General features: G+C 55.7%; 10 protein-coding genes and 1 pseudogene. 4 read left to right on the top strand and 7 right to left on the bottom strand.

Annotated elements, in window-relative coordinates:
• The first annotated feature begins 40 nt into the window (after positions 1-40).
• Together VI25_RS27680 and VI25_RS27675 are read left to right on the top strand one after the other, a co-directional pair.
• Positions 41-820: an ABC transporter substrate-binding protein gene (locus tag VI25_RS27680; RefSeq protein ID WP_262489930.1), complete on the top strand. Its 780-nt coding sequence runs from the start codon at positions 41-43 to the stop codon at positions 818-820.
• On the top strand, positions 709-1,713 hold the full coding sequence (locus tag VI25_RS27675; protein WP_262489929.1) for an ABC transporter substrate-binding protein: 1,005 nt from the start codon (positions 709-711) through the stop codon (positions 1,711-1,713). The genes VI25_RS27680 and VI25_RS27675 overlap by 112 nt, the downstream gene beginning before the upstream one ends.
• Before the next feature lie 74 nt (positions 1,714-1,787).
• Here the strand turns inward: VI25_RS27675 and VI25_RS07115 are convergent, their stop codons facing one another.
• From VI25_RS07115 to VI25_RS26600, 5 genes and pseudogenes are all read right to left on the bottom strand, one after another.
• The gene (locus VI25_RS07115) at positions 1,788-2,315 is read right to left on the bottom strand and encodes a DUF6438 domain-containing protein (RefSeq protein WP_045690011.1); all 528 of its coding nucleotides are present in this window, start codon (positions 2,313-2,315) and stop codon (positions 1,788-1,790) included.
• A 125-nt stretch (positions 2,316-2,440) separates the two neighbouring features.
• Entirely contained in the window at positions 2,441-4,315 is a 1,875-nt protein-coding gene (gene yidC / locus VI25_RS07110; RefSeq protein ID WP_072144769.1) for a membrane protein insertase YidC, read from the bottom strand.
• 340 nt (positions 4,316-4,655) lie between these two features.
• A pseudogene (locus VI25_RS07105) lies at positions 4,656-6,298 on the bottom strand (CTP synthase).
• A 154-nt stretch (positions 6,299-6,452) separates the two neighbouring features.
• Entirely contained in the window at positions 6,453-7,634 is a 1,182-nt protein-coding gene (locus tag VI25_RS07100; RefSeq protein ID WP_052695491.1) for a Gfo/Idh/MocA family protein, read from the bottom strand.
• A 56-nt stretch (positions 7,635-7,690) separates the two neighbouring features.
• Entirely contained in the window at positions 7,691-7,888 is a 198-nt protein-coding gene (locus tag VI25_RS26600; protein WP_052695492.1) for a hypothetical protein, read from the bottom strand.
• Between the two features lie 195 nt (positions 7,889-8,083).
• Between VI25_RS26600 and VI25_RS07090 the strand changes: the two genes are divergently transcribed.
• Positions 8,084-9,451, top strand: coding sequence for a D-alanyl-D-alanine carboxypeptidase/D-alanyl-D-alanine-endopeptidase (locus tag VI25_RS07090; RefSeq protein ID WP_052695493.1), 1,368 nt, complete (start codon positions 8,084-8,086; stop codon positions 9,449-9,451).
• 216 nt (positions 9,452-9,667) lie between these two features.
• A complete protein-coding gene (locus tag VI25_RS07085; RefSeq protein ID WP_045690013.1) occupies positions 9,668-11,461 on the top strand; it encodes an FG-GAP-like repeat-containing protein in 1,794 nt (597 codons plus the stop codon).
• Positions 11,462-11,582: 121 nt separating this feature from the next.
• Here the strand turns inward: VI25_RS07085 and VI25_RS07080 are convergent, their stop codons facing one another.
• Both VI25_RS07080 and serA read right to left on the bottom strand, forming a co-directional pair.
• Positions 11,583-12,008, bottom strand: a complete 426-nt coding sequence (locus VI25_RS07080) for a hypothetical protein (protein WP_045690014.1) — start codon at positions 12,006-12,008, stop codon at positions 11,583-11,585.
• A gap of 15 nt (positions 12,009-12,023) precedes the next feature.
• Entirely contained in the window at positions 12,024-13,925 is a 1,902-nt protein-coding gene (serA, locus tag VI25_RS07075; protein WP_045690015.1) for a phosphoglycerate dehydrogenase, read from the bottom strand.
• Positions 13,926-13,975: the final 50 nt, after the last annotated feature.

Raw genomic sequence — 13,975 nt, 5'->3', positions numbered from 1 at the left:
GTGGGATACCTTTGCAAATATACACTGTTTCGCCGTTCCCATGTTTCCGTTTTCGCGCTGTGCTGCCGGTTTCGCTTTCCTGTTGCTGCCCCTGCTCACGGCCTGTTCCGATGCCGGCCCAACCACTGATGCCCGGCGCGTGTTTCGCTACAATCAACCCGAGGCGCTGACTTCCCTGGACCCTGCCTTTACCAATAAGCAAGCAAATATTTGGGCGGCCACGCAGTTGTACAACGGCCTAGTGGAACTTGACGACAGCCTGAAGCCTGGCCCAGCCATTGCCCGGCGCTACACTATTTCTACCGATGGCAAAACCTACACCTTCACGCTACGCCCCGACGTGTACTTTCACGACTCGGAAGTGTTTGCGGGAGGGAAGGGGCGGCGCGTGGTAGCCCAGGACTTCGTTTACAGCTTTCGGCGCCTGCTAGATGGAGCTACGGCTAGCCCTGGCGGGTGGATTTTTCGGGGTAAGGTGTTGGAAAACAGCCAGGGCGAGCCACACGATACGTGCTTTGTAGCGCCGAACGACAGCACCGTGCGGGTATACCTTAAAGAGCCGTTTATCCCATTCTTGGGTATTCTAACAATGCCCTATGCGTACGTAGTGCCGCGCGAAGCTGTGCAGAAGTATGGCAAGGATTTTCGGGAGCATCCCGTTGGAACAGGACCTTTTCTTTTCAAAGAATGGGATGAGGCAATGCCATTGTGTACCATCGCAACCCTGCGTACTGGAAGAAAGATGCCCAAGGCCAGCGCTTACCTTACGTGGACGCAGTGCAGATCAGTTTTATCCAGGACCGCAAGACGGAATTCCTGACGTTTATGCAGGGGAAGCTAGACTTCCTGAGTGGTATTCGGGCCGGCTCCCGCGACCTGATTATGTACCCTGATGGTACCGTACGAGAGGATTTTCGGGGGAAGTTTCGCCTGCAGAAAGTGCCCTACTTGAATACAGAATACCTCGGCCTGCAGCAAGACCCCGCCCATCTGCGCGGCGACAATGCTGCGGCGGGCCGGGCGTTGCAGGATAAGCGAGTACGCCAGGCCCTGAACTATGCTCTCAACAAGCCAGATTTGCTGGCGTACTTCCTCAACAATGTGGGCGTGCCGGGCTTGTCAGGGTTTGTGCCGGCTTCTTTACCGTCTTACAGCCAGCAATTGGTGCCGGGCTATAGCTACCAGCCGGAGAAAGCCCGTCGGCTATTGAAAGAAGCGGGGTACAGTGCCGCTAAGCCTTTGCGTTTGCGCCTGGCTACTGTAGCTGAGCGCAAGGAGGTATGCGAGTATTTGCAGAAGAACTGGGCCGATGTGGGCGTGCAGGTAGAAATTGATGTAAACCAAGCAGCCGCCCACCAGGAGATGGTAGATAATGGCAGCAGTGCTTTCTTCACCAAAAGCTGGCTCGGCGACTACCCCGACGCGGAAAACTACTTGGCCCTGTTCTACAGCAAAAACTTTGCTCCGGCGGGGCCAAACAAAACGCATTTCCAAAGTGCCGCCTACGACCGGCTCTACGAGCAAGCTAAGCTGGAGCAGGACGTAGCTAAGCGTTACGATCTGTATCAGCAGATGGACCGCATTATTGTGGAAGAAAGTCCCGTTATACCGCTCTATTACGACGAGGTAGTGCGCCTTACGCAGAATAATGTGCAAGGCCTCACACCAAACCCTATGAACCAGCTGGTGCTAGAGCGGGTACGGAAGAACTAACTTACCTATAGTGTCCCCACGCAAAAGGGCCATTTCAACTACTGAACTGCTGCGTGGGGACGTAGGTGTATTACTTATCGTTCAGCCGTAACACCCAAAGCCTTTTCTATTTCGGTGTTAAGGGTCGCAAACAAGTTTCGTAGCTCAACAGGAGCTCCGCTTTCTGCCCGCACGGCCTTGGTCGTTCCATCAGGATAACGGATGGAAAGCGCCGTGGTTGGTAGGTCAGTAACGCCGCTAGAGTACATATTGTCCAGTTTCTGGAACCCTAGGAGGTCGGCCTGCCGGAGCAAGTTTTGCACCACGCTGGGCGCAATTTGCGCGGTGCGCTTACCCTCAACGGGAGCATGGCGGAAACCTTCGTATTCTACCCGGCCATCGGCGTACAGGCGAGCCGTATAGTGTGGGCACATACCGTAGCAGGGCGTGCGCTCAAACACCATAACGGGGGGTATTTGCTCGGCCGATGCGTTTTTTTCGGTCTTCGGCTGCTCCAGCGTAGTCTGTTCTGGCTTGGTAGAAGATACGTGGTGGCTAGTAGTGCAAGCGGGTAAAATACCCAGGCTCACGAGCACAACAACGGCTGATAATAGGCGGCTCATATACTGGAAGGAGGTAGAGGAAGGGTGTGTCTGGTGAAGCCAAAATTGGTGCCAATGCAAACCGCCCCGCCGCTTACAAAGCGACGGGGCGGTTTAGCGTTACAGTAGCTTGTGACCTACTGCTTCTACGAACGACGCGTTTTGCGTGGGCGCTTCGGGGAAACATCCGAGGCTCCCGTGCCACTGTCATCCGACGAGTCATCGTCCGTAGCCGCCGTAGGACGACCACCCTGGCGGGACTGGTTTTCCTTTTCTTGGGCAGCCTTCATGGCATCCTGCAGGCGAGCCGCAAAGCCTGAGGGCTTCTTATCCTTGTTCTTGATTTTGTTAGCTTCCAGCTTAGCCCGCAGCTTGGTGTCGTCTACGAAGCGGCGCGTAATTGCTTGCTGGGCCAAGGTTACCAGGTTCGAAATCAAGTAGTACCAAGTGAGGCCGGCCGAGAAGCTGTTCAAAACGAAGAAGAACACCAGCGGCATCAGGTAGCTGTAGAACTTCATAGGACCCTGCATGGCGGCGGGGTTGTTCTGGTTGCTCTGGTAAGTCATGGCTAGCGTCGAGAGGGTCATCAGCAGGGTGAAAAGGCTGATGTGGTTACCCAGGAACGGCACCGAGAAGGGGAGCTTGATCAGGTCGTCGTACGTGCTCAGGTCGTGGGCCCACAGGAAAGGCTGCTGGCGCAACTCAATCGCATTGGGAAAGAACTGGAACATGGCGAACAGAATCGGAATTGTGAGCAGCGTAGGTACGCACCCACTCAGCGCCGATACGCCCATGGTGCTGTGCAGCTTCATGGTCTCCTGCTGCTGCTTCAACTGGTCGTCGGGATACTTCTCCTTGATGGCATCAATTTCCGGCTTCAGTACTCTCATCTTGGCCTGCGACTCGTACGTTTTGTAGGTCAGGGGCCACGTCACCAGCTTGATCAGCACTACCAGCAGGGCAATGATGATACCGTAGGAACTAATGTATTGCTCCAGGAAGTGGAACACGGGCAGCACCACAAAGCGGTTTACCCAGCGGAATAAGCCCCAGCCTAGGTACACGTTCCGGTCGAAATCGGGTGCTACAGCCTTCAGCGTGTTGAAGGAGTTAGGACCAAAGTAAAAGCGGAAGTTGGCTTTGCTTTGCTGCACATCAGCAGCCGGAATAGCTAGCGTAGAGCTCAGCGTTTTGATGTAGGTAGTATCCTCCAGGTCTACCGTGGCGTTCAGCTGGCCCGACTGAAACTGGTTTTCAGCTACAATACCAGCCACGAAGAAGTCGTGCTTGTGAGCTATCCATTTCAAGGGCTCCGCCACCTTAACTTCTTCGGGCTTCTCCGAGGCTTCACCCAGGGCAGTGTGGTCGCCCGAAACCAGGTAGCGGTTAATGAGAGTATGATTGCGGTTCTGCTTGCGGTCCTGCTCCGTCTGGCGCACGTTGTCCACGAAGGAGAGCGTGAGTGGTTCTTGGGTCACCGAAGCCGAGAGGTTGTTAAAGCGCAGGTTGTATGCTAGCTCGTAGCTGCCTGCCGCCAGCGTGTACAGCTGCTCAATTTGCCCGCCAGCTACATCTGCTACGTAACGTAGCGTAGTGGTACCTTGGGGCTCGGCCCGGAAGTAGAGGTCCGACAACTTTACCTGGCGGCCGTCGTTCGTGCGGAAACGAGTATCGAGTTGGGCACTCTGAGCCGTAAAAAGGTCTAGTGGCTTCCCGGAGAACGTTTTGTAGTTGTTCAGACGAACAGCCTCCACGCGGCCACCCTTTGAGGAAAACGTGACGGTGATGTTCTCGTTTTTAAGCTGCGTGGTTTGGGCCGTACCCACCGCCGCTGACCCAAACGAGCCCAGAGCCTGAGTTGCTGCTGCTGAATCGAGCGGGGCGGAAGCAGTAGCAGCCGTGGCGGCAGTTGTCTTGGGCTTTTCAGCGGCCGGTTCCGGTTTGGGCTTGGGCGCGAAGAAAAGGTAGATGATGAGCAAGGCCGATATCAAAAACAGGCCGATTGCTGAATTTCTGTCCATTCAGGTAAGGATGAGGGGCAAAAGAGTACTACTAGGTGTGACCCCGCCAATCAAAAACCTGGCGACGCTACCGCAAAGGTCGGACTTGTCAGGCGAATATTTTGCAGGCGCGGCGTTTTGTCAGGCCGAAAGCTGTAATTCGCGTCGCTCAGGACGCTGAAAGCAGGACGTATGCAGCGGTAAAGGCACTATAAAAATCGTCATGCTGGTCTAGTCGAGCTTTGCATCCCGCGTGAAGGATGATGACCCAATGCTTAGCACGGGCAAGCTGCAACCAGTCCAGCATGACGATGTGGCGGTGCTGCCAATGCAGCTACCGCGTTTTTTCAAGCTTCTACGTTTAGCCTTTCCGGTTCTGGATGGCAGCACGCACGAAGCGGACAAACAGCGGGTGTGGGTTTTGCACCGTGCTTTTCAGCTCTGGGTGAAACTGCCCGGCTACAAACCAAGGGTGGTTGGCAATTTCAACCACTTCTACCAAGCCCGTTTCGGGGTTGAGGCCTGAGGCAATCATGCCGGCTTGCTCGTACTGCTTCAGGTAGTCATTGTTGAACTCGTAGCGGTGGCGGTGCCGCTCGCTGATGTGGTTACGGCCGTACGCCTTAGCTGCTCTGGAGCCCTTGCGCAGTTCACAATCGTAGGCGCCCAGGCGCATGGTGCCCCCCTTTTGGGTAATATTTTTTTGTTCCTCCATCATGGCAATGACGGGGTAAGGCGTTTGGGCGTGCATCTCCGTAGAGGAAGCTTCCTTAAGGCCCAGTACGTTGCGAGCAAACTCAACCACAGCCACCTGCATGCCCAGCAAATTCCAAAGAAAGGAATGCCGTTTTCACGCACGTGTTTCACTGCTAATATTTTGCCTTCGAAGCCACGCTCCCCAAACCCCGGCGCTACCAGCACTCCATCCACGCCGTGGAGCAGTTGCGCTACGTTGTCCTCGTTGATGTGGTCTGACTGAACGCTGCGCACAGTTACCTTGCACTCATTCTGAGCGCCGGCGTGTACAAATGCCTCGTTGATAGACTTGTAGGCATCAGGCAGCTCCACGTACTTCCCTACCAAGGCAATAGTTACCTCCTCGGTTGGGTTCTTCAGGCGGCCCAGGAAATCTTTCCACGACTCCAGGTCGGGTAGGGGAGCACCCCCGCCCAGCTTTAGCTTTTTAATAACGCGCTCATCCAAATGCTCTTTCAGCATGAGCAGCGGCACCGAGTAGATGCTGTCCGCGTCCAAGCTCTCAATAACGGAGTTGATGTTGACGTTGCAGAACAGCGCGATTTTGCGGCGCATATCGGCCGGAATGGGATGCTCGGAGCGGCATACCAGAATATCGGGCTGGAGGCCAGCGCTGCGCAAGTCACGCACCGAGTGCTGGGTGGGCTTGGTTTTCAGCTCGCCCGCCGCCTTCAAGTAGGGCAGCAGAGTAAGGTGAATAACCAAGGAGCTGTTTTCGGGCAATTCCCAGCGCAACTGACGCACCGACTCTACAAAGGGAAGGCTTTCAATGTCGCCAATTGAGCCCCCAATCTCCGTTATAACCACGTCGAAATCACCAGTTTGACCAAGTAACAGCATGCGCCGCTTAATCTCGTCGGTGATGTGGGGCACTACCTGCACGGTCTTGCCGAGGTAGGCGCCTTCGCGCTCCTTCGTAATCACGTGGTCGTAGATGCGGCCGGTGGTAACGTTGTTGGCCTGCGACGTTGGCACGTTCAGGAAACGCTCGTAGTGACCTAGGTCGAGGTCGGTTTCGGCCCCATCGTCGGTTACATAACATTCGCCGTGCTCATACGGGTTGAGCGTGCCGGGGTCAATGTTGATGTAGGGGTCGAACTTCTGGATGGTGACGCGGAAGCCGCGGGCTTGCAGTAGCTTGGCCAGGGAGGCCGAGATAATACCTTTGCCCAGCGAGGAGGTCACCCCTCCGGTTACGAAAATGTACTTGGCCGTTGCAGCCGTGGAAGTGGGGGTTCGGTCTGGCATAACGGGAAACAAAGTTAGCGGGAATAATCCACCGCCGCCCAGGAAAGTTTGTGCTACGCGCGCGGACTTTCAAAAACCGTCTCTAAACCAGAAGCACCCGGCAACTTGCGAAAAAGCGGCCGGGTGCTCCCAAAAAAACAACGGACGAGGTAGCTTATGCTTCCTTCGGTTCGGGTCCACGAAATACGTCGGTGCCTTGCACGGGCGCCAGCTTCACGGGGCGCCCTTCCCGAGCCGATTGGTAAATGGCTTCCATGATGCGTTGGTCCTGGAGGCCTTCTTCACCAGGCGTGTGAGGGTCCTTATTAGCTAGTATGCACTCCGAGAAATGGTCCATTTCGGCGGCAAACTGGTTTTTCGAGCTCAAGGTAATGTGATTCTCCATTTTGGCTGGCCCCTCGGCGTAGGAGGTTTGCAACTGCTGGCCCTTGTAGGCGTAGGCATTGTTGATGTGAATCCAGCCCCGTTCCGCATTCACGCGGTAAAAGCGCGAGTCGTGGGTGTTGTAATGGGTGATGTTATCCACGATGATGCCGTCCGGGAAGCGCATTTGCCAACTCATTACTTCCTCTATTTCCTTGAATAATGGGTTGCCCGGCGTGCTGTAGGAGTAGCCAAATACTTCGGTAGGTTCGGTACCTAAAAGGAAGCGGGCGGTGTTGAGGCAGTATAGGCCAATATCGGGCAGGGCGCCCCCGCCCGCCAAGGCCTTTTTGTGGCGCCAGTGGTCGGGGTTAGCCGAACTCTGGCTGTTTTGCGCCTGAATGTATTTGACCTTGCCATACTTGTTGTCCCGAATCATCTGCCGTACTTCCCGGTTGTAAGGCTCGTACTGTATGCGGTAGGCAATCATGAGCTTCACATTGGCCTTCTTGCAGGCGTCAATCATTTGCTCGCACTCCTTGGCCGAGTTGGCCATTGGCTTCTCGCATAAGATGTGCTTGCCCGCCTTGGCTCCCCGAATGGTGTATTCGGCGTGCATAGAGTTAGGCAACACAATGTAAATCACCTTGACTTCGGGGTTGTCCTTAAGCTTGTCGTAGTCAGCGTAGCTGTAGCAGCTTTCGGGCTTGATGTCGTACTGCTGGGCTACTTTCTTAAGCTTTTCGGGCGAGCCGCTTACCAGCGCCACTGGCTTCGACTTTTTACACTGGCCAAACGCGGGCAATAGCTCCTCCAGTGTAAGGTGGCCCAAGCCTACCAGCGCATAGCCTACCCGTTGGTCTGGGGGGAGGGGAGTAGGCGTTGGGGCCGATTTGGGGTCTACGTCTGATTTCCACGCTTCCAGCTCAATGGGTTTGTTTACGTCGGCGGGCACTTTAGCGGGCGGCGACACCGCTTCCGACGAGGGTACTTTCTGCCCGTCGGCGGCCGTGTAGGTAGTAGAGGCATCTACTGCGAAGCAGGAGTACCCGTGGTAGGTACGGCCGCCGCGGCCGTAGCGCCCGGTTTATCTTGACAGCTAGCCAGTGCACCAGCAGCCACGCCTACGGCTAGTCCGCGGCCGGCCATAGATAGAAATTCTTTGCGCGAAACCTCTTGGCCAGCATGGCGCAACACGGTGTTTAGTAGTTCGTTGGTGATGGACATAGAAAACAGCAAACAGATGAAGAAGACACTAGAACATACTCTCTGAGGCGGCTCAGGTTGCCTGTTTCTGTCATTCATAGCAGGATGCGGACCACGTAGGTAGCGTTAGTGGGGTAGGGTATACCAGTAGGCAGGGTTGAAAAGCCCCGCGCTTTTGGCCAAGTTGCGGGAGTATTTACCTGTTGCTTTCCCTGCATGCCCGTGTTCCTTACTATGTGCCGCTCCTTAGTGGTGGGCATCTTGTGTGTATTCGCCCTTTCATTATCGGCGCAGGTACCGGCTTCGCGGGCTACCGTTCTGCCCCCATTGCCTAATCCGGAGTGGTTGGCCCAACTGATTCAAAGCTCTCCGGTTCTGCGGCAGCACACGGTAGGCGTCTGCCTGGCCGATGCGGCTACCGGGCAGCAAGTATTTGGGCTGAATGAAGACCGGTACTTCACGCCGGCCAGCACCATGAAGTTGTTTAGTCTGTACGCCGGGCTACACCTGCTCCCTGATTCTTTGCCTAGCCTGCACTACATCGTCCGCCCCGATACGCTGCTGTTCTGGGGCACCGGCGACCCTACCTTGCTGCACGGCGACGTACCCTCGGCGCGGGCCTTCAACTTTCTGCTGCACCGCCCCGAAAAGCTAGTATACGCCCCCGTTCCCTGCGTAAACGCCTACGGACCCGGCTGGACGTGGGACGACTACAACTACTATTTTCAGCCGGAGCGCGGGCCGTTTCCTATCTATGGACACACAGTGCGCTTCTACGCCAGGGCGGGTCAGCCAACGCCGCGTGTAGTGCCCCAGTTTTTTAAACCGCTAACCCAACCTGCTCCTGCGGGGCTGCCAAACCCTGAGCACGACCACGTGCATCGGCAAGAGCTGGAAAACCGGTTCTTGGTATTTCCCTTCACCAACAACTGGGTAGATGAAACGCCTTTTCGGACTAGTTCGGCGCTGTTGCTGCAATTGTTGCAGGATACCTTGCGGCGCCCTATTGTGCCGGCCGTTCTTCGCTTGCGTCCCCAGGACTCGGTGCGTGTGCTGCGGGGCTTAGCCGTCGATTCGCTGTACCGGCGCATGCTGCGCGTGAGCGACAATTTCCTAGCCGAACAGCTTCTGCTGATGTGCTCGTCCGCGCTCCGCCCCGATTCTCTGAATACGGCCCGTGTAATCCAGGTAATGCGTCGCCGCTACCTTCAGGACTTGCCCGACGCCCCGCGTTGGGTGGATGGTTCCGGCCTTTCTCGTCTTAACCTAGTTACGCCCCGTACCCTAGTAGCCCTGCTCTTCAAGCTGCACCAGGAAGTGCCCGAGCCACGCCTTTTCGACCTATTGGCGGCGGGTGGGCGGCAGGGTACGCTCCGGCGCACTACCTATCGTGACGCCCGCGGTCCGTGGCTGTGGGGTAAAACGGGCACCCTAACCAACAACCACAACCTGTGCGGCTATGTGCGTACCAAATCAGGAAGAATAGTGGCTTTTAGCTTCATGAATAACAACCATGTGGCTGAAACTAGCACCATCAGGAAGGAAATGGAGCGGATTCTTATCCAAGTACACGAACGGCTTTAGAAAGGCTTGAAACTATGAATAAGCCTAGCCTACCGGAATAGTTCACCTAGAATCTGGCTCCTTTGACCTAGTAAAGGGTTCATTTTGGCTTGATATGGACCATAGTGGGAAAATCGGATAATAGTTTTGTCAAAAAGAGAACGGAACAACAAAGCTGCTCGCCTGAAGAGCGCGGTACAATTCCCTTCTCACGCGCAAAACGCCTTTCCACATCCTATGTCCCTGTCTCTACTCCACTCTGCTCGTACTACGGCACTGCTCAGCACGGTTCTGCTTTCTCCATTGGCTAGTCTGGCGCAAGTGATATCGCCAACGATTGTAAGCTTTACGCCTACCTCTGGCTCAAGTGGCCAGGCTCCTCAAGGAATTGCTGCTACCACCGTAACTATCACGGGTACTGCTCTAAGCAATACGCTGTCGGTTTTATTGAATGGTCAGCAGATGCGTATTCTGGCAAGCCCCGCTAACACGGCAACCTCTGTAAGTGTGCAGGTACCACGCGAGGCTATTACAGGGTATTTGCGCGTAACCACGGCTAATGGTACGGCCCTGAGTGCTTCCAAGTTTACAGTTACTCGCCCTGCTGGCACCGGCTTTCTACGCTTAGTAACGAACTCCTTTAATGCTCTCGACGCCGGTACGTATTCCACGGCCGCCAGTACGGACCTTGACCATGATGGACTGATTGACTTGTTGGTAGGTGAGACAACTGGCACCATTTACCGCTTGGAGCAAGCTTCTGCAAACTCATCTACTTTCACTAACCTGGGCCAACTAAAGCTGGCGAGCGGTACTACTTTGGTTAACGACGTGGCAGGCGCTACGCGCGAGTATGCCAAGCCCGTTGTAACTGATATGGATGGCGACGGCTTGTTGGATTTGCTAGTGGGTGGCGAGGATGGTACCATTACTCGGTACGAGCAGTCGGCCATGAACGCGCTTACCTTCACTACCATTGGTACGTTGCCGGGCATTACTGCGGGTAGCACCGTAAAGCCATCCATAGTAGATCTGGACGGGGATGGCCTGCTCGACATGCTGGTGGGTGGCGCTGATGGTACCGTTAGACGGTATGAGCAAACTACGGCAAATGGTGCTTTTTCTACCACCTACACAAACTTAACCACCGCTGGTACTACTGCTACCACTATCGACGTTGGTGGGTACTCTAAGCCTGTCTTCACAGACCTTGACGGTGATGGGCTGATTGATATGATTGTGGGGAGCCAGGATGGGTACATCTACCAAGCCGAGCAAACGGCCGCAAATGCTGCCACGTTTAGTACCCCAGTGCAAATGACAGACGTCAATAAAACGGCAGTAGACGTAGGCGGCTTTGCCGCTCCGGCTCTGGTTGACGTAGATGGCGACGGCTATCTGGATTTGCTCGTGGGCAACGATATAGGCACCATTTATCAGTACGAGCAGGTAGTAAGCGTTGCAAGCCCACTACCCGTACAGCTTACGTTCTTCACCGCCCAGGCAGCTACCACCGGCACCTTGCTCCGCTGGACTACGGCCCAGGAGCTAAACAGCGCAAAATTTGTGGTAGAGCGCTCTGAAAATGGTACTTCCTTCGTGGCAGTGACGGAAGTGGCTGCCGCTGGTACTAGCACTATCACCCGCGCCTATCAGTACCAAGATGGTACGACCCTGGGAGCAGCTGTGCGCTACTATCGTCTGCGGCAGGTAGACTTCGATGGTACGACTACCTATTCCAGCGTGGTTGCTGTTGCTGCTACAGTCTCTGCCGTTACTGCTACGGCCCCAGCAGCCTATCCCAACCCCTTCACCAACGAGCTTACCGTAGCCCTGCCTGCTGGTTCCGGCGTGCAAGCCACGGGTATCGCCCTACTAGACCTGAGAGGACAAGTTGTATACCGCGCCACGCTGCAACTTTCTGCTGCTGCCAAAGTGCTGCCAGCTCTTCCCCAATTGCCAGCCGGCCTATACGTGCTGCAAATGACTACTGCCGCGGGCACCACCAGCCAGCGCGTAAGCCGCCAATAGCACTAGCTAGTTAGGCGGCAACCTACCTAATCTTTGCAGCTAGGCCCCAACACCACGCCCCCAACAGCCCCGCGAAGGGAATGTTGGGGGCCGTGGTGTTGGGGCCGTACACTAAAAGCGACTACCTGGCAATAGACCTACGTTGAGCCTGGGAGCTGTCTTGCTGCATAGGGGTGAAATGCTGAGTAGCCCCCGGTGTGAAGGGCAGATAGAGCCGTTCCCACGTGTCTCCTTCGATGAGGTCCCAGTAGTGGCCCGGTCCCTGCGTGTCTTCTGCCAGCAGAATGATACCCGGCTCCAGAATAAATGTGTCGCCGTTGCTGACCGTGAAGCGCAATTTGCCTCGCAACGTGACTACGTACTGCGTACGTGGCGCAGGATGCAGCTTCTTCTGGTAGTCGAATATGGCATTCTGACCTTCGAAATAGCTAACGTGCAAAGGCTTTCCGGTAGGCAGCGTGCCCACTTCAAACGTACAGCTTCCATCTGCCGTGTTGAACAGGCGAATGGCGGGAATGGTGTGTTGCGCTTGATTTTCTATGGTCATGGCAGTAACTGCGTACTAGTACAGTACCCGGAACTTGATGGTGTGCTCCACTTTGCGCAGCTCCCCAATTACTTCCTGCTCGTACTGCTTGTCGATGTCAGTAATCACGTAGCCGATGTGCTCGTTGGTTTTCAGGTACTGACCCAGGATGTTGACGTGGTGCTGAGCCAGGACGTTGTTGATGCGGGCCAGCACACCGGGCACGTTGTGGTGAATGTGAATGAGGCGGTGGGCCTGCTGCTCCGGCAGCTGAATATTGGGAAAATTGACGCTCTGCTGCGTGTTGCCGGTGTTCACGTACTGCATGATGCGCTCCGGTACAAACTCGGCAATGTTGCGCTGGGCTTCGGCCGTGCTACCCCCCACGTGAGGCGTAAGCAGCACGTTGGGCAGGCCCTGCAGTTCGCTCTCGAAGCTTTCCTGGTTGGTTTTGGGTTCGTACGGAAACACGTCAACGGCCGCGCCGCCCAAGTGACCCGAGCGGAGTACGGCTGCTAGGGCGGCTACATCTACTACGTGGCCGCGGGCATTGTTCAGGAATAGCGCGCCGGGCTTCATCAAAGCAAACTCCTCGGCCCCAATGAGGTTAGCGTTTTCCTTGCGCCCATCCACGTGCAGAGTTACAATGTCGGCCTGCTGTAGTAGCTCCTGGAGGGTACGCACTTTTACGGCGTTGCCTAGCTGTAGCTTTTCCGCCACGTCGTAATACAGCACTTGCATGCCTACGGCTTCGGCCACCACTGAAAGCTGCGAGCCAATATTACCGTAGCCGATAATACCCAACTTTTTCCCCCGGATTTCAAATGACCCCTTTGCCGACTTATCCCACTCGCCTTGGTGCATCTTGGGGTTTTTGTCGGGAATGCGGCGGGCAAGCATGATAATTTCACCCAACGCCAGCTCAACTACCGAGCGCGTGTTAGAAAAAGGTGCGTTAAATACTGCCACACCTTTCTTCATGCAGCCTGCCAGGTCAATTTGGTTAGTACCGATACAGAAGGCCCCAATGCTGATTAGGCGGTTGGCGGCATCCAGCACGCGCTGAGTTACCTGCGTTTTAGAGCGGATACCCAAAATGCTTACCCCTTCAATCTGCTGCACCAGTTCGTCCTCGTCGAGGCCACCGGGCACGGTGTCTACCTGGTAGCCTTCCTGGCGGAAAAGTTCGGCGGCGCGTGGGTCGGGGTTTTCGAGCAACAGCACGCGGATGCGGTTTTTGGGGTAGGAGAGGGTCATCGGGAGCTTGTTCTGGTAAAGAAATTCGTCGAAAGAAGGAAGCACCTCGTCGGCGCGGGCTACTACGGCGTCGCGGCGCACGTTTTCGGTGAAAGCGTAAAAACGGTTGGCTAGGCCCGCCTCCCGAATCTGATAGTCGGTGTAGCCGTCGCCTAGCACGTACACATCCCCGTTCAGGTCGAGGCGGCGCAACTGTTCAATCTTGCCCCCGTCCCGACTCAATACATTGTCGGGGTCGAAGCCAGTGATGTGGCCGTCGGCGTCGTAGGTAAAGGTGTTAGCCAGCACATGGTCGGAAGCAATACCGTATTCGGCCACCACGGGCTCAATGAACTCCCGGAAGCCGCTACTAACAATATACACGCGCCCCGGAAACTGCTCGAAGAAGGCCCGGTTGCGCACAATACTTTCCGATACTTTCCCCTTGAGGCGCTCTACCAGGATGGCCAGGTGGCGCTGGTGGGCAGGTAGCAGCTCCAGCCGCTGCTTCAAAGACTCCGAAAAGTTGAGTTCCCCACTCATGCCCCGGTCGGTTAGGGCCCGAATGGCGCCTACTACGTAGTCTCGATCGGGGTGGCCAGTGAGGGCAATATCAGCTAGTTCATCAAGGCCTTCTACTTGCGTAAAGGTGCTGTCGAAGTCGATGATAAGGTAGGGGAGAGACGGCGGAAGTTGGGGCATAGTGAGGGCAAGGTAGCGCGGAATGCCGGTTCATACGACAAAAAATGAGC

Origin of the sequence: Hymenobacter sp. AT01-02 (assembly GCF_000961955.2) — a bacterium.
Lineage (GTDB): Bacteria > Bacteroidota > Bacteroidia > Cytophagales > Hymenobacteraceae > Hymenobacter > Hymenobacter mucosus.
This window is presented reverse-complemented; position numbering and strand designations above follow the sequence as displayed.